Source organism: Streptomyces sp. NPDC016459 (assembly GCF_040632845.1).
In the GTDB taxonomy this organism is placed as follows: domain Bacteria; phylum Actinomycetota; class Actinomycetes; order Streptomycetales; family Streptomycetaceae; genus Streptomyces.
In genome coordinates this window covers 60,123-80,972 of record NZ_JBEYCR010000006.1, presented here as the reverse complement: position 1 = coordinate 80,972, position 20,850 = coordinate 60,123, and the positions used below count along the sequence as shown (strand labels likewise).

Below are 20,850 nucleotides of genomic sequence, written 5' to 3'. Positions count from 1 at the left end.
CACCAGGAATCCCACCGCCACCGATCCGGCCGGAAAACGTATCCGAAAGCTCGGGGGCGAGTTGAGCAAAGCGGGACCCGCGGGCGCCCTTCACGGAGGAAGCTCTCCCCGGGCCCCGCACATCCGGGTCCCCCATGTCCGGGAGAAGGTGGGAGCGTTGCTGCCCGAGAGCACGAACGGCGCCGGTGGCACGAGTGGCGGCGGCCTCGCCGTCCCGATGGCCTGGCTGTGTGCCGAGTACCTGGCCGACGAGGTGCTGCGGGCCGCCGCCCTCGTGGCACCCGGCTCACTGGAGTACCGCGCGGGCCTCCAGGCGCTCGCCCTCACCGTCCACCTCTCGGAGGAGCCGGACGGGCCGGAGGGCGCGTGGGGTGCCGGCCGGACCGACGCATGGCTGCGCCACACCGCGTACGACCGGCCCTGGCCGCCCTGGGTCGAGGAACAGCTCGCCGCGCGCCGCACCGGCGGCGGCGACGGCCCCGACCTGGCGCTCGCGGAGTCCGCCTGGCGTCGCCTCCGGGACACCTGGGTGCGCGCCGCCGACCTCGACGGCGGAACGGCCGACGCCCTGGAGTGCCCGGTCGACGAGGACGAGCAGATCTGGCTGCCGGCCTGGAAGCTGGGCCTGCCACTGGCCCACCTCTCGCTGCACCTGCGCTGACAGGAGTGGTCGGGGCGGCCGCCGGGGCGCCGTCAGGATGCCGAACGATGCACTCCCGGGCGGTACTTGGGGATGCGCACCGTCACCTTCATCCCCGCCCCGACGCCGGTCTCGATGACGAGCCCGTACTCCGCCCCGTACACCTGGCGCAGCCGCTCGTCCACGTTCGAGAGGCCGATGCCGGAGCCTGCCGGGTGCTCGCCGCGCAGGACCGCGCGCAGCAGCTCCGGGTCCATGCCGACGCCGTCGTCCTCGACGGTCACCACCGCCTCCGCGCCCGCGTCCCGGGCGGCGATGGTGACCCGGCAGCCCCGCTCCCGCTCCTGGAGGCCGTGCTTCACGGCGTTCTCCACGAGCGGCTGGAGACAGAGGAACGGCAGGGTCACCGGCAGTACCTCGGGGGCGATCTGCAGGGTCACCTTGAGCCGGTTCCCGAAGCGCGCCCCGGCGAGGGCCAAGTACTGCTCGATGGAACGCAGTTCGTCGGCCAGCTGGGCGAACTCGCCGTGCCTGCGGAAGGAGTAGCGGGTGAAGTCGGCGAACTCCAGGAGGAGTTCCCTGGCCTGCTCCGGGTCCGTGCGGACGAACGAGGCGATGGCAGCGAGCGAGTTGAAGATGAAGTGCGGGGAGATCTGGGCGCGCAGCGCGCGGATCTCGGCCTCCACGATCCTGGTCCGTGAGCGGTCCAGCTCGGCCAGCTCCAGCTGGACGGAGGCCCAGCGGGCCACCTCGGTCGCGGCCCGCACCAGGACGGCCGACTCCCGCGAGCCGTAGGCCACGAGCGCCCCGAGCACCCCGTCCTCGCCGGTGAGCGGGGCGATCACCGCCCAGCGCAGCGGGCAGGCCGGGTCGGCGCAGCCGGTGTGCGCGGACCTGCTGCGGCCCGTCTCCAGGGTGTCGGCGGCCTGTGCCGGGACGTGCGCGCGGTGGTGGTCCTCGCCCGGCCCGTCCCAGGCGAGGACGGCCCCCCGGTCGGTGAGGCAGAGGGCCTCCGTGCCGAGCAGCGAGCGGAGTGTGCCGGCCGCCCTGCGGGCGGTCTCCTCGGTGAGTCCCGCGCGCAGCGGCGGAGCGGCGAGCGAGGCGGTGTGCAGGGTGTGGAAGGTGGCCCGCTCGACGGGCGTGCCGAGATCGGGGTCGGCGGCGGGGCCGCCGCGCCGGGCGGTGACGCGCCCCAGGACGAAACCCACGGCGAGCAGCACGGCCCCGGCGGCGGCCACGGCGAGGAGGACGAAACCGCTCACCGGCGGGCCTCCTCGGCGGGAACGGGACAGCTCGTCGGCGGGACTCCCGAGCGAGGAGGGGACGGCGTCATCGGCGGGCCTCCTGGGCGGGGACGGTGGTGAACTCCTCTGGCAGGTGGAGCCGCGCGAGGAGCGCCGGGGTGCCGGGCGGGACCCGGCCGGGGGTCGCGAGCGAGACCAGGACCATGGTCAGGAAGCCGAGGGGCACCGACCAGACGGCCGGCCAGGCCATCAGGGTGTGCGGCCAGCCCTCGGGGGCGAGTCCGGCGCGGGTCGCCATCACGGCCGCGAGGGCACAGCCGCCGCCGAGCAGCAGTCCGGCCATGGCGCCGGGCGGGGTGAGCCGCCGCCACCAGATGCCGAGGACGAGCAGGGGGCAGAAGGAGGAGGCGGAGACGGCGAAGGCGAGGCCGACGGCGTCGGCGACCGGCACCTTCGACGCGACCACCCCGACGGCCAGCGGGACGGCGGTGGCGAGCAGGGTGCCGAGGCGGAAGTGCCGGACGCCCCGGGACGGCAGCACGTCCTGGGTGAGGACCCCGGCCACGGACATGGTGAGTCCGGAGGCGGTGGAGAGGAAGGCCGCGAACGCGCCGCCCGCCAGGAGCGCCCCGAGGAGGTCGCCGAGGGGACCGCCGAGGATCCGGTCGGGCAGGACGAGCACGGCGGCGTCGGCGGAGCCGGTGAGGGCGAGCTCGGGAGCGTAGATCCGGCCGAGGGCGCCGTACAGCGGCGGCAGCAGGTAGAAGGCGCCCACGAGACCGAGGACGACCAGGGTGGTGCGGCGCGCGGCCCGGCCGTGCGGGCTGGTGTAGAAGCGGACAGCGACGTGCGGAAGCCCCATGGTGCCCAGAAAGGTCGCGAGGATCAGTCCGTACGTGGCGTACAGCTGGTGCCCGTCGCGTCCGCCGGCCAGCGGCTGGGACCAGCCGAGCGGGTCGGTTCCGCCGCCTTCGGCCGGGGAGGCCCCCGTGTCGCTTCGCTCCGGCAGCGGCACGCCGGGCTCGAAGGCGAGCGTGGTGCCGGCGAGGACGTGGTGGGTGCCGGGGGCGAGGGTCACGGTCCGCTGCTCGTACGGGACGGAGTCGACGCGACCGGTGACGGTGAGGGTGAGCGGGGCGTCGAGGTCGATGCGTACCGTGTCGGCGACCTCGACGACGGTGTGGTCCCGGAGGACGGCGGGGGCGTCGAAGCGGGCCCTGGGTGCCCCGTCGCCGTACCAGGCGGCGAGCAGGAAGAGGACGGGCACGAGCAGCGCGGTGAGTTTCAGCCAGTACTGGAAGGCCTGGACGAAGGTGATGCTGCGCATCCCGCCCGCGGCGACCGTCCCCGTGACGACGAGCGCGACGAGCAGTCCGCCGACCCAGTCGGGGGCGCCGGTGAGGATCTCCAGGGTGAGTCCGGCGCCCTGGAGCTGCGGCAGCAGGTAGAGCCAGCCGACGCCGACGACGAAGAGGCTGGCGAGCCTGCGGACCTGCGGTGATTCGAGGCGGGCCTCGGCGAAGTCGGAAAGGGTGTACGCCCCGGAGCGGCGGAGGGGGGCGGCGACGAGGACCAGCAGCACGAGGTATCCGGCGGTGTAGCCGACGGGGTACCAGAGCATGGCGGGGCCCTGGACGAGCACGAGGCCCGCGATGCCGAGGAAGGAGGCGGCGGAGAGGTACTCGCCGCTGATCGCGGCGGCGTTGAGGCCGGGCCCTACCGTCCGCGAGGCGACGTAGAAGTCGGAGGTGGTGCGGGAGATCCGCAGGCCGAGCGCCCCGATGAGGACGGTGGCGAGGACGACGGCGGCGACGGCCGCCACGGCGTAGGTCTGGTTCACGCGGGCACCGCGCGGGACGTGCTCATCCGGGGTGCTTCACCGTTCGACGAGGCGGGTGAAGTCGCGCTCGTTGCGTTCGGCGCGGCGCACGTACCAGTGGGCGATCCCCCAGACGACGGGGTACACCCCGACGCCGAGTGCGACCCAGACGAAGGCCTCGGGCGCGGGCAGCGCGAGCAGCAGCGGCAGCGGGCCGACGAGCAGGGCGAGGGCCCCGAGCGCGGTGAGGGCCGCGCGTAGCTGGCTGCGCATCAGGGAGCGGACGTAGGTGTGGCCGAGGGTGGTCTGCTCGTCGATCTCGGAGCGGGCCGGGGGGTGGACGGGCCGCCGCCGGGCCGGGCCGGGCGGGGCCCCGGCGCCGTGGGCGGAGGCGTAGGTGACGGTCTCGCGGCGCGGCCTGCGTCGGGGGTCGCCGGGCTGGTGCTCGGACGTCGGGGTCCCTTCCGGCATCGGGTCCCCTCCGGCCTCTCTCGACGACGTGCGGCTGCTGGTCCGGGCGGTGGGCCCGGGACGTGGAGTGTACGCAGCACTCCCCCGCCCGCGACAGACGTACGGAGGTTCAGCCTCCGGCCCGCCTCATCAGCAGGTCCCGCAGGTCGCGGGCGTGCCGGCGGCTGACCGCGAGGTGGGTGTCGCCGACCCGCACGGAGGTGGCGCCGCCGTCGAGCCGGAGCTCGTCGATCCGGGCGAGGGCCACGAGATGGCTGCGGTGGATGCGGACGAAGCCCCGGGCCGCCCACCGTTCCTCGAGGGTGGAGAGGGGGATACGGACGAGGTGGCTGCCGTGGTCGGTGTGGAGGCGGGCGTAGTCGCCGTGCGCCTCCACATAGGCGATGTCGTCGACGGAGACGAAACGGGTGACCCCGCCCAGCTCCACGGGGACCTGCTCGGGTGCGGCGGGCACGACCGGCGGGGCGGACGGGACGGTGGCGTGCACCAGGTCGTGGACCCTGCGGACGGCCTCGGCGAGCCGCTCGCGGCGGACGGGCTTGAGGACGTAGTCGACGGCCTTCAGGTCGAACGCCTGGAGCGCGAAGCCCTCGTGGGCGGTGACGAAGACGACGAGGGGCGGCCTGGCGAAGCCGGCGAGCAGCCGGGCCACGTCGAGCCCGGTGAGGCCTGGCATGTGGATGTCGAGGAAGACGACGTCGACGGCCTCGTCGCCGTCGGGTCCCGTCTCCAGGGCGCGCCCGATCCTGCGGAGTGCCGCGGTGGCGTCGCCCGCTCCTTCGGCGCTCCGGACGCGGGGGTCGGCGCGCAGCAGGTAGAGCAGCTCCCCGAGGGCGGGTTCCTCGTCGTCGACGGCCAGTACGCGCAGCATGCGGCGGAGTGTAACGGCCGACCGGCACACCTCCTCACGGCCGAGCCCCACGCCTGCCCGCGGCCGGCCGGCGCGTCTACTTCAGGAGCTTCGACAGGCGGCGGTCCGCCAGTGGCTTGCCGCCGGTCTGGCAGGTGGGGCAGTACTGGAGGGAGGAATCGCTGAAGGAGACCTCGCGGATGGTGTCCCCGCACACCGGGCAGGGCTCGCCCGTACGGCCGTGGACGCGCAGCCCGCTCTTCTTCTCGGCCTTGAGCCTGCCCGCGGCGAGGCCGTGGGAGCGCTCGACGGCCTCGTGGAGCGTCGTGCGCAGCGCCGTGTACAGGGCGGCCGTCTCCTCCGGGCCGAGGTTCTGGACGGGTTTGAAGGGGGACATCCTCGCGGCGTGGAGGATCTCGTCGCTGTAGGCGTTGCCGATGCCCGCGATGAGGCTCTGGTCGCGCAGGGCGCCCTTGATCTGGCGCCGCTCGCCGGCGAGCAGCGCGGCGAACTCCTCCGGGCCGAAGTCGTCGGCGAGCGGGTCGGGGCCGAGCCGTGCGACGCCCGGTACCTCCTGCGGGTCGTGGACCAGGTGGACGGCGAGGCGTTTGGTCGTGCCGGCTTCGGTGAGGTCGAAGCCGTCGCCGCCGGTGAGTGCGGTCCGCAGGGCAAGGGGGCCCTTGCCGGGCTTGGGCGGCCCGGAGGGCAGCGGGTCCTGCCAGCGGAGCCAGCCGGCGCGGGCCAGGTGGAACAGGAGGTGGAGCTCGCCGGCGGGGCCCGTGGTGGTGAGGTCGAGGAACTTCCCGTGCCGTCCGACCGCGGTGACCCCGGCGCCGTCGAGGGCTCCGAGGGGCGGGTCGTAGGTCTTGAGGACGCTGATCGCGACGGGCAGCACGCGGGCGATCTCCTTGCCCACCAGGTGCGTGTCGAGGAACGCGCGCAGCGCTTCCACCTCGGGGAGTTCGGGCATGGTTCCACCCTGCCGCACGGGCGCCGGGGCCGCGCGCCGGCTGCCTCGGCCGGTGTGTCGGCCGGTGTGTCGGCGTCAGACGGCGTCCGGCGGGTCCAGGAGGTCGAGTTCGGCGGTGAGCGCGGCGGCCAGCGCGTGGAGGTCGGGGACGGCCTCGCCGTCGGCCACGAGGCCGATGTGGACCTGTCCGCCGTACGGGGACATGGCGACGGCGAGGGACTGGCCGCGGGCGAGCGGGGCCATGGGGAAGAGGGCGCGCAGCGGGGCGCCGCCGAGCGAGAGTGCCGAGCGGGGCAGCGGCACCTGGGTGACCAGGAGGTCGAAGAGGAGCCCGGCGGCGCCGGAGGCGAGAGGGGCGCCGAAGCGGTGGGCGAGCGGGTGCAGCTGGTCGGCGAGGAGGGCGACGGCGCCGGCGCCCCTGAAGGGTCCGGCGGCCTTGTTGCGGTTCATGGCGTGCCGGACGGCGGCCAGTCGGGCGCCGGGGTCGGCCTCGGTGACGGGCAGGTCGAGGAGGTAGCCGGAGAGGCTGTTGCCGGGTCCGGGCGGGGCTCCGGGGCGGCGGCGGGAGACGGGGACGAGGGCCCGGGGGTCGGTTGCGGGGAGGGGCAGGCCGCGCCCGTCGAACCAGCGGCGCAGGGCGCCGGCGACGACGGCGAGGAGGACGTCGTTGGCGGTGCCGCCCGTGTCGCGGCGGATCCGGTGGACGCGGTCGAGGGGGAGGGTCACGGTGGCGACGCGGCGGGTTCCGCTGGACTCTGCGGTGAACGCGGTCGCGGGCCGACCGTCGAGCCGTCCGGCGCGTGCGAAGGAGGACCCGACGACGGAGGCGCCTACCTCGACGGCCCTGCCGAGGTCGCCGAGCCGGTCCCTGGCCATGCCGAGGAGCTGCCCGGGGCCGGGCAGCCAGGAGCGCGGCGGCACGGGGCGGGGGCGGCGCGCCGGTCGGCGGGCGGCGGCGATCTCGTCGAAGATCCCGGCTCCGATGGCGACGGCCCGCATGCCGTCGGCGAGGGCGTGGTGCAGTTTGACGAGGACGGCGAAGGAGCCGTCGGGGGCGCCGCTGAGCAGGTACATCTCCCAGGGCGGCAGACCGCGGGCGACGGGCCGCTCCATGAGTTCGGCGGCGAGCCGGGCGGTCTCGGCGGGGAAGTCGGCGCCGGGCAGGGTGATCTCGTGGACGTGGCGGTGAACGTCGAAGTCCGGGTCGGCGCTCCAGGCGGCGCCGCCGACGGGAAGGAGGACGTCGCGGACGCGCATGCGGAGCCGTGGGACGGCGGCGGCCCGGCTGGCGAGCAGGTCCAGGACGTCCAGGGGGTCCCGTCCGGGGCCGGCGTCCGACGGCAGGGGGCGGCCCGGTTCCGAGGGCACGGGGCCGAAGTGGGCGAGGGCCCCGAGGTGCAGGGGGTGGGCGGTGGATTCCAGATGCCAGAAGGCCAGGTCTAGCGGTGCCAGTAGCTCGCTGCTCACGGGTGTCCTCATGTCCTGCGCGGAGAGGCGGGAGAGCGAAGTCAATCGCGTACCGACAGTTACGGTCAAGTACGATCAGTTCACGCTCGGTTAACAGGGTCAGTCCTCCAGGATGAACTCGCACCACACGCACTTGCCGCCGCCCCGCGACTCCACGCCCCAGACGTCGGAGAGCTGGTCGACCAGGAAGAGACCGCGCCCTGACACGCCCGCCTCCCCCGCCTCACGGCGCCGGGGCAGCGCGCTCGACCGGTCCTCCACCTCCACCCGCAGCCTCCTCCCGGGTCCGCCGAGGGTCCGCACGGTCACGATCGCCCCGCCGTCGGTGTGCATCAGCGCGTTGGTCATCAGCTCGTCGGCGACCAGCTCGATCTCGTCCGCCCGCTCCCCCGCCCCCCAGGCCCGTACCGCTGCCCTGACCATGTGCCGGGCCGAGCTCAGCGCCTCCGGGTCGTTCTGGGCCACGTGCTGCCGGAACCGGCCGGCCCCCTGCGCGGCTGCCGCGCCGTGGCGGCGCAGCAGCAGGATCGCGACGTCGTCCTCGCCGCCGCGGTCGGCGACCACGTCGCACAGGTGGTCGGCGAGCTCCTGGAGGTCGGCGGGGCCGCGCCGGACGAGGGAGGAGAGCCACTGGAGGCCCTCGTCGAGGTCGGAGCCGGGCTTCTCGACCAGGCCGTCGGTGTAGAGCATCAGGGTCTGTCCGGGGTCCAGATCCACGGTGGTCACCGGATAGTCGAGCCGCCCGAACTCCGCCGAGAGGCCCAGCGGCAGCCCGCCCTCCACCGGCAGCCTGCGGCTGCTGCCGTCGATCTCCCTGAGCAGCGGGTCGACATGGCCCGCGCGGACCACCTGGACGACCCCGGTGCCGAGGTCGACCTCCGCGTAGGTGCAGGTCGCGAAGCGCTCGGTGTCGAGTTCGTGCAGGAAGACGGAGGCGCGGGCCATCACCGTCGCCGGGGTGTGCCCCTCGGCGGCGTACGCGCGCAGCACGATCCGCAGCTGGCCCATCACGGCCGCCGCGTGGGTGTCGTGCCCCTGGACGTCTCCGATGACGGCGCCGACCCGCCCGCCGGGCAGCGGGATGATGTCGTACCAGTCGCCGCCGATGTCCCGGCCGAGGCGGGCCGAGCGGTAGCGGACCGCCGTCTGGGCCCCGGGCACCTCGGGGATCCGGCGCGGCAGCATCGCCTGCTGGAGGCCCTCGGCGAGGTCGTGCTCCTGCTCGTAGAGCATGGCCCGCTGGAGGCTCTGGGCGATGCTGCTGCCGAGGGCGACGAGCAGGGTCCGCTCGTCCTCGCTGAAGCCCGTCTTGTCGCTGTAGAGCAGCCCGAGCGCGCCGATGGGCCGGGCCTGGGCGATGAGCGGCAGGTAGGCGGCGGCGGTGATCCCGAGCCCGCTGATGTGCGGCCAGAGGACGGGGAAGGAGCGGGCGAAGTCGCCGGCCGAGTCGATGAACCGGGGGCGCAGGGTGCGGATCACCTCGCTCATCGGGTAGGGCTCGTCCACCCGGGTGAAGCGGGTGCCCGGCACGAAGGCGCCTTCGGGTCCTTCCGCGACGAGGTGGATGCGCCCGGCGTCGAGGAGGCCCATGACGAGACTCGCGGCGCCGAAGTGTTCGAGCGCGTGCGAGTCGTTGAGCAGGTCGATGACGTCTTGCACGGTCCGCGCGTAGGCGAGGGCGGCGGTGGTGCCCTCGACGACCCCGGCACGCCGGCGCCGCCCCTCGTCGAGGCCGAGCCGGGCGGCGGACTCGGTGAGTTCGTGGGTGGCGTCGCGGACGACGCCGACGATGCGTACGGGGCGGCCGGTGTCGTCGCGGTGGACGAGCCCCTGGGTGTGGGTCCACTGGTGGACGCCGTCGCGGCGGCGGATGCGGAAGTACGCGCCGTACTGCTCGCTGCCGTCCTTGAGCGCTTGGGCGACCAGGGTGTCGAGCCGTCGGCCCTCGTCGGGCAGGACCCGTGAGCCGAGGGTCTCGGGGCGGCCGTCGTAGTCGGCGCGGTCCATGTCGAAGACGTCGAGGGCGGCCTCGTCCATGATCATCGTACCGGCGACGAGGTCCCAGTCGAAGGCGCCCATCCGGAAGGCGGAACCGTACGCGGCGAGGAGCCGCGCCCCGACGGTCCGTCCCTCCTCCGCACGGCGGAGCCGCTCGACCGCCTCCCCGCCCCCGCTGACCGGGTTCATGGGGCCACGCTAGGGGGTGTCCTGTCCGCGCGCACGGCGAAGATCCGATTCACCCTTCGAAGGTCTCCGGCTGGTCGGGGACCGGTCCGGCCGGGAAGAGTTCCTCGGACGGCAGCTCGCCGTCCGGCACGGCGGACGGCTCGCCCGGCGGCTCGACGTCCGGATCGGGGGACGGTTCCGCGTCGGGGTCGGGGTAGGGCTGCGTGTCGGGGTCGGTGTACGGATCCGGATACGGCTGCGTGTCGGGATCGGTGTACGGATCCGGGTACGGCTGCGTGTCGGGATCGGTGTACGGATCGGGATAGGGCTCCGCGTCGGGGTCGGGGTCCGCGGGGCTCGGGGCGGTGTCCGTACCGCCGCTTCCCGAGGCGTCAGGGCTCGCGGGGCTCTCGGGGGCCGGGGGGACGGGCGCCTGGGAAGGGGTCTCCGGGGAGGCCGTGTCCGGGGAGGGCCGACGCTCGGGGGCGCTGGGGTCCGGCGTGGGCGGCTCGGGCGTGGGCGGCTCGGGCGTGCCGGAGCCGGTCAGTCGGCACTCGTCGGGGTCGCAGGCCGGTGCCACGGCGGGCTTGCGGTCCTCGTCCCCGTCGCTGCCGGTGCGCCGTTCGATCCAGGTGCGGTCGACCGCGTTGACGATGACCAGGCTGGTGACGACGGTGGTCGTCGGCCGCACGACGATCACATGGTCGGGGTCGAAGCCGTCCCAGGGATCGCCCCGGTGGACGCCCTCCGGGGTCGCGGTCGGGGTGCGGAGCGGGTTGCCGCAGGCGCAGCGGACGCGCGGTGCTCCGTACTGGTCGACGAGCACCGCGGTGCCGGTCTGCAGGACGGCCTGGAAGGCGTCGACCCGCCCCTTGCGGTAGCCGTGGTTGGTGACCCGGGTGTCCGCGCGGAGGACGACCGGGGTGAGGCCGCGCAGCCATTCGCCGACGTTGGTCTCGGGGATGCCGGCGGCCTCGGCGAAGGCACGGGTCCTGTCCTGGTCGGCGGCGAGGTAGGAGACCTGCCGTTCGACGTCGCAACTGCCCTCCGCGCGCGTGCCGCCGTAGAGGCCGGGGGTGGAGCCGGTGACCTCGCGGGCCCGCTCGGCCTCGGGGTCCGGCTGCTTCGGCGGGGAGGACGGCCGCGCGGTGGTCCGGGCGGTGGAGGCGGTGAAGGGGTCGGGGCCCGGCGCGGCGAGCGGCTGCAGGAAGACGTCGTGGGCGCCGGCCGCGGCGGGTGCGGCGCCCCCGCGCGCCCCTTCCCAGGCGGAGGAACAGCCGGCGAGCAGCACGGAGGCGACGAGCGCCGCGAGGGCGGGGGGCGCGGCGCGGGGGGTCGTGCGGGGAGCTGTGGGGGTCCGCCGCGTCCGGCAGGGGGCTGAGCGCACCTGTTTCTCCCGCTTTCTCTCCCCCGGGCCACGGCGCCCGGTTCCGGCCAGTCCTCCATGTCTTTCGCAGTGCGCGGGCCGCCGCAAGCGGAGGGCGGCCGACCGGGTCTGTGCGGAGTCCGACGCCCCATCGAGAACGGAGTCCGACACGACACCTCAAGACCTCAGGGACGGAGTCCGACGTGTGCGAGGGCGATGGCGCTGAGGTCGCTGATGGCTTGCCGGTCGCCCTGGCGCCAGGCGTCGGCCCATCCGCCCGGCGGGGCCGGCCGTGCGGCGAGTGCGCCGGGAGGACCGGTGAGGGCGCGCAGGGCGAGCAGGTCGGCGCCTCCTGGAGCCTCGGCGAGGCGGCGCAGGGTGCTGCTGCGCCGCATCCAGAGCAGGCGCGGCGGAAGCCAGAGCAGCAGGACGAGGAGTACCGGAACGACGATGAGGGCCGCCGTGACCACGTCGGCGACCTGGCTGACGGTCTCCTGGAGCGACACTCCGGCGTCGGCGATGCCGGAGCCGGCGTCGGCCGCGGACTGGAGGGGTTTCTTCAGGACGCCGCCGATGATCGGCACGTCCGATGCCGCGTCTCCCGCGTTGCCGAGTTCCTCGGCGAGGCTGTCGCCGGAACGTTCCACCTTGCGCCCCGGTTCGGCGAGCAACATGATCGTCTCGTGGACGAGGAGGGCCGCCCACACCGCGGTGGCGATCAGGGCCAGGGCGATCAGGTCCACGAGCACCTGACGGTTCCGACGTGCGGGGGTCTGGGCGTAGAGGCGCAACGAAGGGCTCCCGTTCGAGTCATGGCGTCGAGGAGGTCCGGCCACCCCGGCCGCGACTCGGCCGACCGGTCGTCGGATTCAACCCTTCCACCGCGCCTCGCGGGCAAACGTCGACGGCGGGCCAGGATCCGACCCGACCGGAGGCCAGAGGGCGAAGGCCGCCGTGGAGAAGGGGAGCGGAGTCTCAGAGGTGCCCGTCCAGGAACTCCCGTACCTCGCCGGTGGTCATCAGCCCCGTGCCGTGCGCCACCGCCTCTCCCCCCTTCAGCAGGACGTAGGACGGGGCTCCGGTGACGCCGTACCGCTCGGTCGCCGCCGGACAGCGCGTGATGTCGGTGCGTACGGCCGTCAGCCGGCCCGTGTACTCGTCGGCGATGCCTCCCACGACGAGGTCCATCGTCCGGCAGGGCTCGATCGCCTTGGGCCATGTCCCGGTGAAGTACGCGAGGACCGGGACTCCGCTCATCCCGAGGATGAAATCGAACTCCGCGTCCTCACGGGGCTGGTGCACCCGCTTCGCCATGGAAGCTCCTGACCTCGTGTTCCGTCGTTTCCTCCCCATCATCCCCCGGGCGGTGCGCAGGACCGGTCGGCGGCCCCCGGTCCTTCGCCCCGGGGCGCGTACACCCGTCCGGCGCCTCGTCGGGACGGCGTCCCGGGCCGATACTGGAAGCGATGGAGTGGTTCACCGCACCCGACCACTGGCTGAGTCGGATCGTCTTCCAGCGGGGCCTGGCCGGGCTGTACTGCGTCGCGTTCCTCTCGGCTGCCCTGCAGTTCCGGGCGTTGATCGGGGAGCGCGGCATGCTCCCCGTACCGGAGTACGTCCGCGGGACCCGGGCCCGGCACACCCCTTCGCTCTTCCACTGGCGCTACTCCGACCGCCTCTTCGCCGCCGCCGCCTGGACCGGCGCCGCGGTCGCCCTGGCACTCGTCGCGGGCGCCGGGGACGCGGTGCCGCTGCCGGTGTCGATGCTGCTGTGGCTGCTGCTCTGGGGGCTGTACCTGTCCATCGTGAACGTAGGGCAGACCTGGTATTCCTTCGGCTGGGAGTCGCTGCTCCTGGAGACCGGGTTCCTCGCGGTCTTCCTCGGCAACGCCGACACGGGGCCGCCCGTCCTGGTCCTGTTCCTGCTGCGCTGGCTGCTCTTCCGGGTGGAGTTCGGCGCCGGCCTCATCAAGATCCGCGGCGACCGCTGCTGGCGCGACCTGACGTGCCTCTACCACCACCACGAGACCCAGCCCATGCCCGGCCCGCTGAGCTGGTTCTTCCACCACCTCCCGCGCCCCCTGCACCGGGTCGAGGCGGCGGCCAACCACGTCGTCCAGCTGCTCGTGCCGTTCCTGCTGTTCACCCCGCAACCGGTCGCCACCGTCGCGGCCGGTCTGATGATCGCGACACAGCTGTGGCTGGTGCTGTCCGGCAACTTCGCCTGGCTGAACTGGATCACCATCGTGATCGCCCTCTCCGCCGTGGACGCCTCCCCGCTCACCGGCGACCGCCCGCGGCCGGATCCGCCGCTCTGGTACGTGGTGCTGGTCGTGGCGGTGACCGTCCTCGTCCTGGTACGGAGCTACCGCCCGGTGCGCAACCTGCTCTCCAGGCACCAGGCGATGAACCGCTCGTACGACCCGTTCCACCTGGTCAACACGTACGGAGCCTTCGGCACCGTCGGCCGGGTCCGGGACGAGATCGTCGTCGAGGGCACCGCCGAACCCGTACCGCACGCGGGCACCGTGTGGCGGGAGTACGGCTTCAAGGGCAAGCCCGGAGACCCGCGCAGGCTGCCCCGGCAGTTCGCCCCGTACCACCTGCGGCTCGACTGGCTGATGTGGTTCGCGGCACTCAGCCCCGGGTACGCGCGCGCGTGGTTCGGTCCGTTCGTGGAGCGGCTGCTCGACGGCGACCGGGACACCCTGCGCCTGCTCGCCCACAACCCCTTCCCCGGGGCGCCACCGACGTACGTCCGCGCCCGCCTGTACCGCTACCGCTACACGACCTGGCGGGAGCTCCGCGAGACGGGGGCGTGGTGGCACCGGACGCTTGTACGGGAGTACCTGCCGCCGACCCGGCTGCGGGGCCGGACGGGCGGACCACTCTGAACGCGCCGGTGCCCCCGGCCTCGAGAAGGCCGGGGCACCGGGAGTGAAGCAGGGAATCAGTCGATACCGGGCAGGATGTGGGGCTCGGCGAGGTCGTCCTCGTAGCCCGCGAGCCGGATCGGGGCCGCGTGGGCCCACACTTCGAGGCTCCCCAGCTCGCCGTTCTTGCGCGGCCGGTCATAACGTTCGGCCGGTCGCGGTTCCTGCTTCGTCAGTTCGGGTGTCACCGCGCACTCCTCTGTGTCGCGTACCTGTGGGACAAGTGCCGGTCGGTCGCGGTGGCGCCGTTCGTCGGGCGGGACCGCGGCCTTGGTGGCAGGCCAGTCCCTGGTCGAATCGTGAGGAGGGTGTGTCTCCTCGGTGGCCGACCGTGAACATCAGAGTAACCAAATGAGCGCGCCCGCGCTCTACCGGGCTCAGAAGTGTGACGCAATCGGGTGAACCGAAGCAGAAAGAGCGCCCCACCGGCCGGTGGGGCGCTCTTGTCAGGACGGCGGCGGCCGCTGCCTACCAGTTGCCGCGGTCGTAGTCCTTGAGGAAGCAGCCGTAGAGGTCCTCGCCCTCCTCGCCGCGCACGATCGGGTCGTACACCCGGGCCGCGCCGTCGACGAGGTCGAGCGGGGCGTGGAAGCCGGCCTCGGCGAGCCGCAGCTTGTCGAAGTGCGGGCGCTCGTCGGTGATCCAACCGGTGTCCACAGAGGTCATGAGGATGCCGTCGGTCTCGAACATCTCCTGACCGCTGGTCCGCGTCACCATGTTCATCGCGGCCTTCGCCGCGTTGGTGTTCGGGTGACCCGCGCCCTTGTAGCCGCGGCCGAAGACGCCTTCCATCGCGGAGACGTTCACGACGTAGGAACGGCCGCTGGCCGCCTTCTTCGCGGCCTCGGCCATCACCGGACGCAACTTGCTGATCAGGATGAACGGCGCCGTGTAGTTGCACAGCTGGGTCTCGAGCAGCTCCACCGGGGAAATCTGCTCGATGCTCTGCACCCAGGTGTTGGTGTCCACGACGTCCGGCACGAGGCCGCCCGCGTCGATGGCGGTGCCGTCGAGGTGCCGGGCGATGCTGGCGTTGCCCGCGACGAGGGCGAGGTCCGCGACCTGCTGTGCCTCCAGACCGCTCACGCCGACGGGCAGCGCGGCGGCGGCACCGAGCTCACCGACCGCGCCGGAGTTGAACGCGCCGATCACGTGGTGGGCGGGCAGTTCACCGGCCGGCAGCGGGGCGCTCTCGCCTTCGACCAGGGCGGCGTACGCGGACGGCAGCCGGCGCACGGTCTGCGTCGCGTTGTTGATCAGGATGTCCAGCGGCCCCGCCTCGGCCATCTGGTCGGCGAGGGCCACGGCCTGGGCGGGGTCGCGCAGGTCGATGCCGACGACCTCCAGGCGGTGCATCCAGTCCGCGGAGTCCTCCATCGCCTTGAAGCGACGGATGGCGTCCTTGGGAAAGCGGGTGGTGACGGTGGTGTGGGCGCCGTCGCGCAGCAGCCGCAGCGCGATGTACATGCCGATCTTGGCCCGGCCGCCGGTGAGCAGGGCGCGCTTGCCGGTGAGGTCGGCGCGGGCCTCGCGCTTGGCCCGGTTCAAGGCCGCGCACTTCTGGCAGAGCTGGTGGTAGAAGTAGTCGACCTCGACGAACCGCGTCTTGCACACGTAGCAGGAGCGGGGGCGCTGGAGTATCCCCGCGATCCTGCCCTCCTCGGTGACGGAGGACGGCAGGATGCCCTCGGTCTCGTCGTCGATGCGCTGCGCGGAGCCCGTCGCGGTCGCCTCGGTGACCGCCTTGTCGTTGGCGGTCTTGGCGGCCCGGCGCTCCTGGCGGCGGCGCTGCTTCACGGTCCGGTAGATCCCGGCGGTGGCGCGCCGGACGCGGATCGCGTCCGGGTGGTCGACGTCGATCTTGTCGAGCTCGTCGAGGACGCTGAGGCAGACGGCCAGGCGCTCGGGGTCGACGCCCGGCCCGTAGTCCTGGTTTTCTTCGGTCACCGTCATGGCCTTCGGGTTCCTCGTTCGCTCGTACGTCGCCGTTCGTGGGCGGGTCGCCGTTCGTGGGCTTTCGAAAGGGCAACTTTACGGAGCGGATGGCCGCGCATCCAAACCCGTTCGGGGGGCGTGGTCGAAGACACAGTCGCCGCACAGTCCGGCGCCGGGGCAGCGGTAGTAGAGGCAGCAGCTGGCACGGCGCAGCCGGGGGCCGCGGACCGTGCCGGCGAGGTCGGGGTGGTCGAGGAGCCCGGAGGCCAGCGCCGCGGCCCGTTCGGCGACGTCCGGGCGGCCGCGGGCGTGCGCCCAGCGGGTCAGCTCGCGCAGCGCCCCGGCGAGGGCGGAGCCCGCGTTGCCCCAGAGCAGCCGCGGGGAGATGCGGCCGTCGCGGCGCAGTGCCGCGTGCAGCGGTGTCAGGTGGGTCTCCAGGACGGCCGCCCGGAGCTCGTCCGCGGTGGCGGGACGGGTCGCGGAGCCGTCCCACCACAGGTCGTCGGGGGAGGTCAGCGCCCCGTCCCAGTACAACTCGGCGGGGGCGAGGTCGGGGAAGCAGCCGTGGAGCGCGGCCGGCCCGAGGGTGATCGACCACAGCCTGGCCGCCAGCCCAAGATGGGCGACGGAGGCCCCGACGCGCCGCTCGGGGGCCCCGAGCCGGGCGGCGACCCGGTCCACGCGCGCGTGGAGGGGGCCGTCCTCCCCCGCGTACAGCAGGGCGAGCGGGCGGTGCGCGCCGCCGCTCTCCGGCGCGGAGGTCCGCAGGGCGAAGAAACCGCCCACCGACCCGCTCTCGACGAGATCCATCCGTGGTCCCCCCTGGTGCTTGGTTCAGGTCCCTGGTGCGGGTCCCTGGTTCTGATCCGAGAGTCGGTCCCGTCGGTCCCGTCGGTCCCGTCGGTTCCGCCGGAACGGTTTCCGCTCACCGTAGCCGCCGCCCGCAGCGGCCCGGCAGGGCTCGAAAAGGACGCATTGCACCCGTTCCGACCTGCGGTGGTGTACGTCTCCGGGCGTACGCGGCGGCCGCGTACTGCGTCGGCGGTATCCCCGAAGACGTCCCCTGGTACGACGACGCGATCGGCCGGGGAGGAGGATCGTGGAAGGTATGAGTCCCCTCCTGCTGTCCGTCCTCCTGGCCCTGGTCTCGGCGCTCGCCTACGCGGCCGCAGCGATCGTGCAGGAGCGGGTCGCGGCCGCCGCCGGGCCGCGTTACGCGCCGCTGCGCAGCCCGGCCTGGTGGGGGTCCGTCCTGCTCAACGGCGTCGGCGCGGCCCTGCACGTCGCGGCCCTCGCGTACGGCCCGCTCAGCGTCGTGCAGCCGCTTGGCGCCCTCACGATCGTGTTCGCGCTGCCCATGGCCGCCCTCTTCGTCGGCCGCAGGGTGGGCCGGCGGGCCTGGCGCGGCGCCCTGATGGCGACGGTGGGCCTTGCGGGGCTGCTGAGCCTGACGAGCGGTGCCGAGGCGCGGTCCCTGGGCGACGGGGACCGCTGGCTGCTCACCGCCTGCACCTTCGGGATGGTGGGCGTCCTGTTCACGGCCGCGCACCTGGTCGGCGGGGCCGTGCTGCGCAGTGTGGTCCTCGCCGCGGCGGCGGGTGTCTCCTTCGGTATCGCCTCGGTCTTCACGAAGGCGGTGGCCGAGGTGTGGTCGCCCGGCGAGCCGCTCGCCGAGTGGACCGGTCTGCTCGTGCTGTCGGCCCTCGCGGTGACCGGCCTGCTCCTCTCCCAGGCCTCGTACCGGGGCGCGGGGCTCGCCGCTCCGCTGGCGACCGTCACGGTGGTCAACCCGGTGGTCGCCGCCGCCGTGGGCCTGACCCTGTTCGGCGAGGGCTTCCGCTACGGCACGGCGGGCACCGTCGCCGCGCTGATCTGCGGCGCGGTCGCCGCGGGCGGCCTGGTCCAGCTCACGCTGGACCGGATGACGGTGCCCGCCGGGTCGTCGACGGGGTCAGAGGGTGACGCCGCGGGCCCTGAGGTAGGCCAGGGGGTCGATGTCGGACCCGTACCCGGGACCCGTGCGCACCTCGAAGTGGAGGTGCGGTCCCGAGCTGTTGCCGGTCGATCCTGAGCGCCCGATGCGCTGACCGGCGTGGACCCGCTGGCCTTCGCGGACGGTGAGCGCGGAGAGGTGGGCGTACTGGCTGTAGCGGCCGTCGTCGTGACGGAGCACGATCTGGTAGCCGTACGCGCCGCCCCACCCGGAGGAGACGATCCGTCCGGCGGCCACGGCCTTCACTGAGGTTCCGGTGGGCACGGGGAAGTCGACGCCGGTGTGGTAGCCGCTGGACCAGGAGGAGCCGCGGGTGCCGTAGCGGGTGCCGACGCCGGCGGCGATGGGGGCGGAGTAGCGGTCCTCCTCCACCACGGGCGGCCGTGGCTTGGAGGGCCGGGGGGCGGGCTTGGTGGGCTTCGCCTGGGGCCTGGGGGTGGGCTTCGACTCGGGCCTGGTGGTCGGCTTCGCCTGGGGCCTGATGGTCGGCTTCGACTCGGGTCTTGTGGTGGGTCTCGCGACGGGCTTGGTGCCCGGCCTCGTCGTCGGTCCCGACTCGGGTCTGGTGGTGGGTCTCGTCCCGGGGTTCGCCGCGGGCTTCGTCGCCGGGTGCGCGGCGGGCCGGGTACGGGGCAGCGGGGCCTGCGTCGCGGGCTTGGCCGGTGACGGGGTGGCCGAAGGGGGCTGCGGGGCGGTGGACTTCCTCGGGGGCATGGCCTTCGGCGGAGTCGTCGCCGGTCCGGCCGCCTTCGCCCCTGCCGTCCCCTCCGCCTTCCTCGGCGCGGCGATGCGGAGCGTCAGACGCTGGCCGGGGTGGATGAGGTCGGGATCGTCGCCTACGACAGGCCGGTTCGCCGCGTACAGACGCTGCCAGCCGCCCTGGACCCGCTCCTCGCCGGCGATCTTCGACAGGGAGTCGCCGGGTGTGACGGTGTACATCTCGCGCACGGTCGGCACGGCCGTCGGGCCGACGTTCCTGGTGGGCTGCTCGGGTAAGGCGCGTTGCCCCGGCAGGGAGGCGGTCCTCGGCGCGTTCCCGCCGCTGGACGCCTTCGCCGCCGTGGCGCCGGGGGTGATGTCCGGCGCGTCCCCGCCACGGGCGAGGCCCGCGCGGGGCGCGCAGGACGGCCAGGCGCCGGGCCCCTGGCCCTTCAGGACGCGCTCGGCGATGGCGATCTGCTGGTCCTTGGAGGCGAGGTCGGCGCGCGGCGCGTAGTGCGTGCCGCCGTACCGCTCCCAGGTGGACTGGCTGAACTGGAGGCCGCCGAAGTAGCCGTTCCCCGTGTTGATACGCCAATTGGAGCTGGACTCGCAGGCCGCGACCTTCTCCCAGACATCGAGCGAGGCGGCCTGGACCGCGCCCGCGCCGATGAGCGGCAGCGCCATTCCGGCGCCTCCCGCGGTGACGGTGAGCGAGGCACGGTTGATCCGGCTCGGCTGGTGGCGGCGGTGACGTCCGCGTACGGCCATGGGCCCCCCTAGAACACAGCAGCAGCCGCCCAAGTTAGGGGTGGCGCACACTCCGTGACAAGGGATACGCGAAAGCTCGGGCTTCTTCCGTCACCTTCCTGTTGACGGCGGCCACCCGCCGGCGGGTCCCGGCTGGGGCTGGGGCTCCGGTACGGGTCCGCCGGGCTGGGGTGCCGGATTCGGCGGCACCGGGAACGGGTTCGGCGGGGGCACGGGTGGCGGAACCGGCGGGGGCACGGGCGGCGGGACGGGAGAAGGGGGCGGGCCGGGATAGGGGGGATGGGTCATGACGGGCCTCTCTGTCGACGGGTTCGTCCGTCTCCAGGGTGGCCCGGCGGACCCCGAGGCGCCCGCCGGATCCCGTCCTTCGGGTCAGTTCCCGGTCGTGTTCACCGCAGGTCCTGGGCCTCGTCGGGGTGACGCTCGGCCCACCTGCGGCGGCGTAGCCGCAGAGCGGCATGACGGGCACGCCTCCGCCGGCGGCGATCGCGTGGAACCCGCGTACGAACGCTCCCGCGACCCCAAGGCTCCCGCTCACCGGCACGGGCGCCCCGAGCCCGGCGCGGGGGCGCCTACGCCGGCGCGGGGACCGCGTGCGGGGCGCGTGCCGTGTCGCTCCCGGGGACGGGGGCGGACGTGTCGGATCCGAGCTCGACGATGCGGTTGTCGGCGTCGACGTGCACGACGCGCGGGACGAACGTCCGGGCCTCCGCGTCGTCGACCTGCGCGTAACTGATGAGGATCACGAGGTCGCCGGGATGCACCAGGTGCGCGGCGGCGCCGTTGATCCCGATGACACCGGAACCGCGCTCGCCCTCGATGACATAGGTCTCCAGGCGGGCCCCGTTGTCGATGTCGACGATGTGGACCAGCTCGCCGGGGAGGAGGTCGGCCGCCTCCATCAGGTCCGCGTCGACGGTGACGGAACCGACGTAGTGCAGGTCCGCCTGGGTCACGGTCGCCCGGTGGATCTTGGACTTGAACATGGTACGTATCATCGAGGCACTCCTGGACTTAGGCTCCCTGCCTGCGTTTTCGCAGGTCAAGGGCTGTTTCCTCACCCTATAACGAGTCGCATGTCCGGGCGGCGCTCCCTGGGTCCTCCAGGACTCACGCCGGCCACTTGTCGACTTCACTGACGCGTCATCAGAAAAAGCCGGGGGGCTTCTCCCGCCCCCTGGCCCCATTCCGACGACCCCACCAGCGTACGCAGCACGCCCTCAAGAACCCTCGTGATCAGCGTCACCCCGACCGGCCGGCAGCGGTCCCGGGGCCCGCGAGCCCGGCATGATCCACGCGGGAGGTCCTGGCCCGCCGGTCACCTGGGGCCAGGCTCAAGGAGCCCTCCCACCCAGGGGACCGCAGCCGCACCGCCGACGGCCGATCGCCGCTCGATCCGTCCCCACCGCCGGCCGGCCCCGCCGAGGACTTCACGGAAAGGCCGAGCGCCGAGGTCTATGCAAACGCTGTTGCCCCGTCAATCATATTGGCATGTACCTGCAGCCCGGTAGGCGGGCGTCAGTCTC

General features: G+C 73.8%; 18 protein-coding genes. 3 read left to right on the top strand and 15 right to left on the bottom strand.

All coding sequences use genetic code 11. The annotated features are described in order from the left end of the window. Positions 1–157 precede the first annotated feature (157 nt). Positions 158–661 carry a hypothetical protein gene (locus ABZ567_RS17085; protein ID WP_360790081.1) on the top strand — a complete coding sequence of 168 codons (504 nt, stop codon included), beginning with the start codon at positions 158–160 and terminating at the stop codon, positions 659–661. A gap of 32 nt (positions 662–693) precedes the next feature. Here ABZ567_RS17085 and ABZ567_RS17080 read toward each other — a convergent pair whose 3' ends face one another. The 10 genes from ABZ567_RS17080 to ABZ567_RS17035 all read right to left on the bottom strand — a co-directional run bounded on the left by ABZ567_RS17080 (position 694) and on the right by ABZ567_RS17035 (position 12,307). Then, complete coding sequence (locus ABZ567_RS17080; RefSeq protein ID WP_360790079.1) at positions 694–1,902, bottom strand: histidine kinase; 1,209 nt, start codon at positions 1,900–1,902, stop codon at positions 694–696. A 67-nt stretch (positions 1,903–1,969) separates the two neighbouring features. Further along, the gene (locus ABZ567_RS17075) at positions 1,970–3,724 is read right to left on the bottom strand and encodes a cation acetate symporter (protein WP_360790076.1); all 1,755 of its coding nucleotides are present in this window, start codon (positions 3,722–3,724) and stop codon (positions 1,970–1,972) included. 36 nt (positions 3,725–3,760) lie between these two features. Beyond that, positions 3,761–4,174, bottom strand: coding sequence for a hypothetical protein (locus ABZ567_RS17070; protein WP_360790073.1), 414 nt, complete (start codon positions 4,172–4,174; stop codon positions 3,761–3,763). Positions 4,175–4,283: 109 nt separating this feature from the next. Next, entirely contained in the window at positions 4,284–5,045 is a 762-nt protein-coding gene (locus ABZ567_RS17065) for a LytTR family DNA-binding domain-containing protein (RefSeq protein ID WP_360790070.1), read from the bottom strand. 76 nt (positions 5,046–5,121) lie between these two features. Next, positions 5,122–5,994: a DNA-formamidopyrimidine glycosylase family protein gene (locus ABZ567_RS17060; RefSeq protein ID WP_360790067.1), complete on the bottom strand. Its 873-nt coding sequence runs from the start codon at positions 5,992–5,994 to the stop codon at positions 5,122–5,124. A 75-nt stretch (positions 5,995–6,069) separates the two neighbouring features. Further along, positions 6,070–7,461: a wax ester/triacylglycerol synthase family O-acyltransferase gene (locus ABZ567_RS17055; protein ID WP_360790065.1), complete on the bottom strand. Its 1,392-nt coding sequence runs from the start codon at positions 7,459–7,461 to the stop codon at positions 6,070–6,072. Positions 7,462–7,560: 99 nt separating this feature from the next. Next, entirely contained in the window at positions 7,561–9,540 is a 1,980-nt protein-coding gene (locus ABZ567_RS17050) for a SpoIIE family protein phosphatase (RefSeq protein ID WP_360790901.1), read from the bottom strand. A 157-nt stretch (positions 9,541–9,697) separates the two neighbouring features. After that, positions 9,698–11,014, bottom strand: a complete 1,317-nt coding sequence (locus tag ABZ567_RS17045) for a DUF6777 domain-containing protein (RefSeq protein WP_360790063.1) — start codon at positions 11,012–11,014, stop codon at positions 9,698–9,700. A 164-nt stretch (positions 11,015–11,178) separates the two neighbouring features. After that, the gene (locus tag ABZ567_RS17040) at positions 11,179–11,784 is read right to left on the bottom strand and encodes a hypothetical protein (protein ID WP_360790061.1); all 606 of its coding nucleotides are present in this window, start codon (positions 11,782–11,784) and stop codon (positions 11,179–11,181) included. Positions 11,785–11,968: 184 nt separating this feature from the next. After that, positions 11,969–12,307 (bottom strand): thioredoxin domain-containing protein, encoded by a 339-nt coding sequence (locus tag ABZ567_RS17035; protein WP_360790058.1) that lies wholly within the window; start codon positions 12,305–12,307, stop codon positions 11,969–11,971. A gap of 152 nt (positions 12,308–12,459) precedes the next feature. On the opposite strand from ABZ567_RS17035, the gene ABZ567_RS17030 reads away from it, so the two are divergent. After that, entirely contained in the window at positions 12,460–13,887 is a 1,428-nt protein-coding gene (locus ABZ567_RS17030; RefSeq protein WP_360790055.1) for a lipase maturation factor family protein, read from the top strand. A 56-nt stretch (positions 13,888–13,943) separates the two neighbouring features. Here the strand turns inward: ABZ567_RS17030 and ABZ567_RS17025 are convergent, their stop codons facing one another. From ABZ567_RS17025 to ABZ567_RS17015, 3 genes are all read right to left on the bottom strand, one after another. Further along, positions 13,944–14,114: a hypothetical protein gene (locus ABZ567_RS17025; protein WP_360790053.1), complete on the bottom strand. Its 171-nt coding sequence runs from the start codon at positions 14,112–14,114 to the stop codon at positions 13,944–13,946. A gap of 280 nt (positions 14,115–14,394) precedes the next feature. Then, complete coding sequence (locus ABZ567_RS17020; protein WP_360790050.1) at positions 14,395–15,879, bottom strand: SDR family NAD(P)-dependent oxidoreductase; 1,485 nt, start codon at positions 15,877–15,879, stop codon at positions 14,395–14,397. A 78-nt stretch (positions 15,880–15,957) separates the two neighbouring features. Continuing rightward, positions 15,958–16,671 (bottom strand): IucA/IucC family C-terminal-domain containing protein, encoded by a 714-nt coding sequence (locus tag ABZ567_RS17015; RefSeq protein WP_360790047.1) that lies wholly within the window; start codon positions 16,669–16,671, stop codon positions 15,958–15,960. 298 nt (positions 16,672–16,969) lie between these two features. Here ABZ567_RS17015 and ABZ567_RS17010 point away from each other — a divergent pair, with 298 nt between their 5' ends. Next, positions 16,970–17,932 carry a DMT family transporter gene (locus ABZ567_RS17010; protein ID WP_360790044.1) on the top strand — a complete coding sequence of 321 codons (963 nt, stop codon included), beginning with the start codon at positions 16,970–16,972 and terminating at the stop codon, positions 17,930–17,932. Here ABZ567_RS17010 and ABZ567_RS17005 read toward each other — a convergent pair. Together ABZ567_RS17005 and panD are read right to left on the bottom strand one after the other, a co-directional pair. After that, positions 17,813–19,324, bottom strand: a complete 1,512-nt coding sequence (locus tag ABZ567_RS17005; RefSeq protein WP_360790041.1) for a transglycosylase family protein — start codon at positions 19,322–19,324, stop codon at positions 17,813–17,815. The genes ABZ567_RS17010 and ABZ567_RS17005 overlap by 120 nt on opposite strands. Before the next feature lie 572 nt (positions 19,325–19,896). Continuing rightward, entirely contained in the window at positions 19,897–20,322 is a 426-nt protein-coding gene (gene panD / locus ABZ567_RS17000) for an aspartate 1-decarboxylase (RefSeq protein ID WP_360790038.1), read from the bottom strand. Positions 20,323–20,850: the final 528 nt, after the last annotated feature.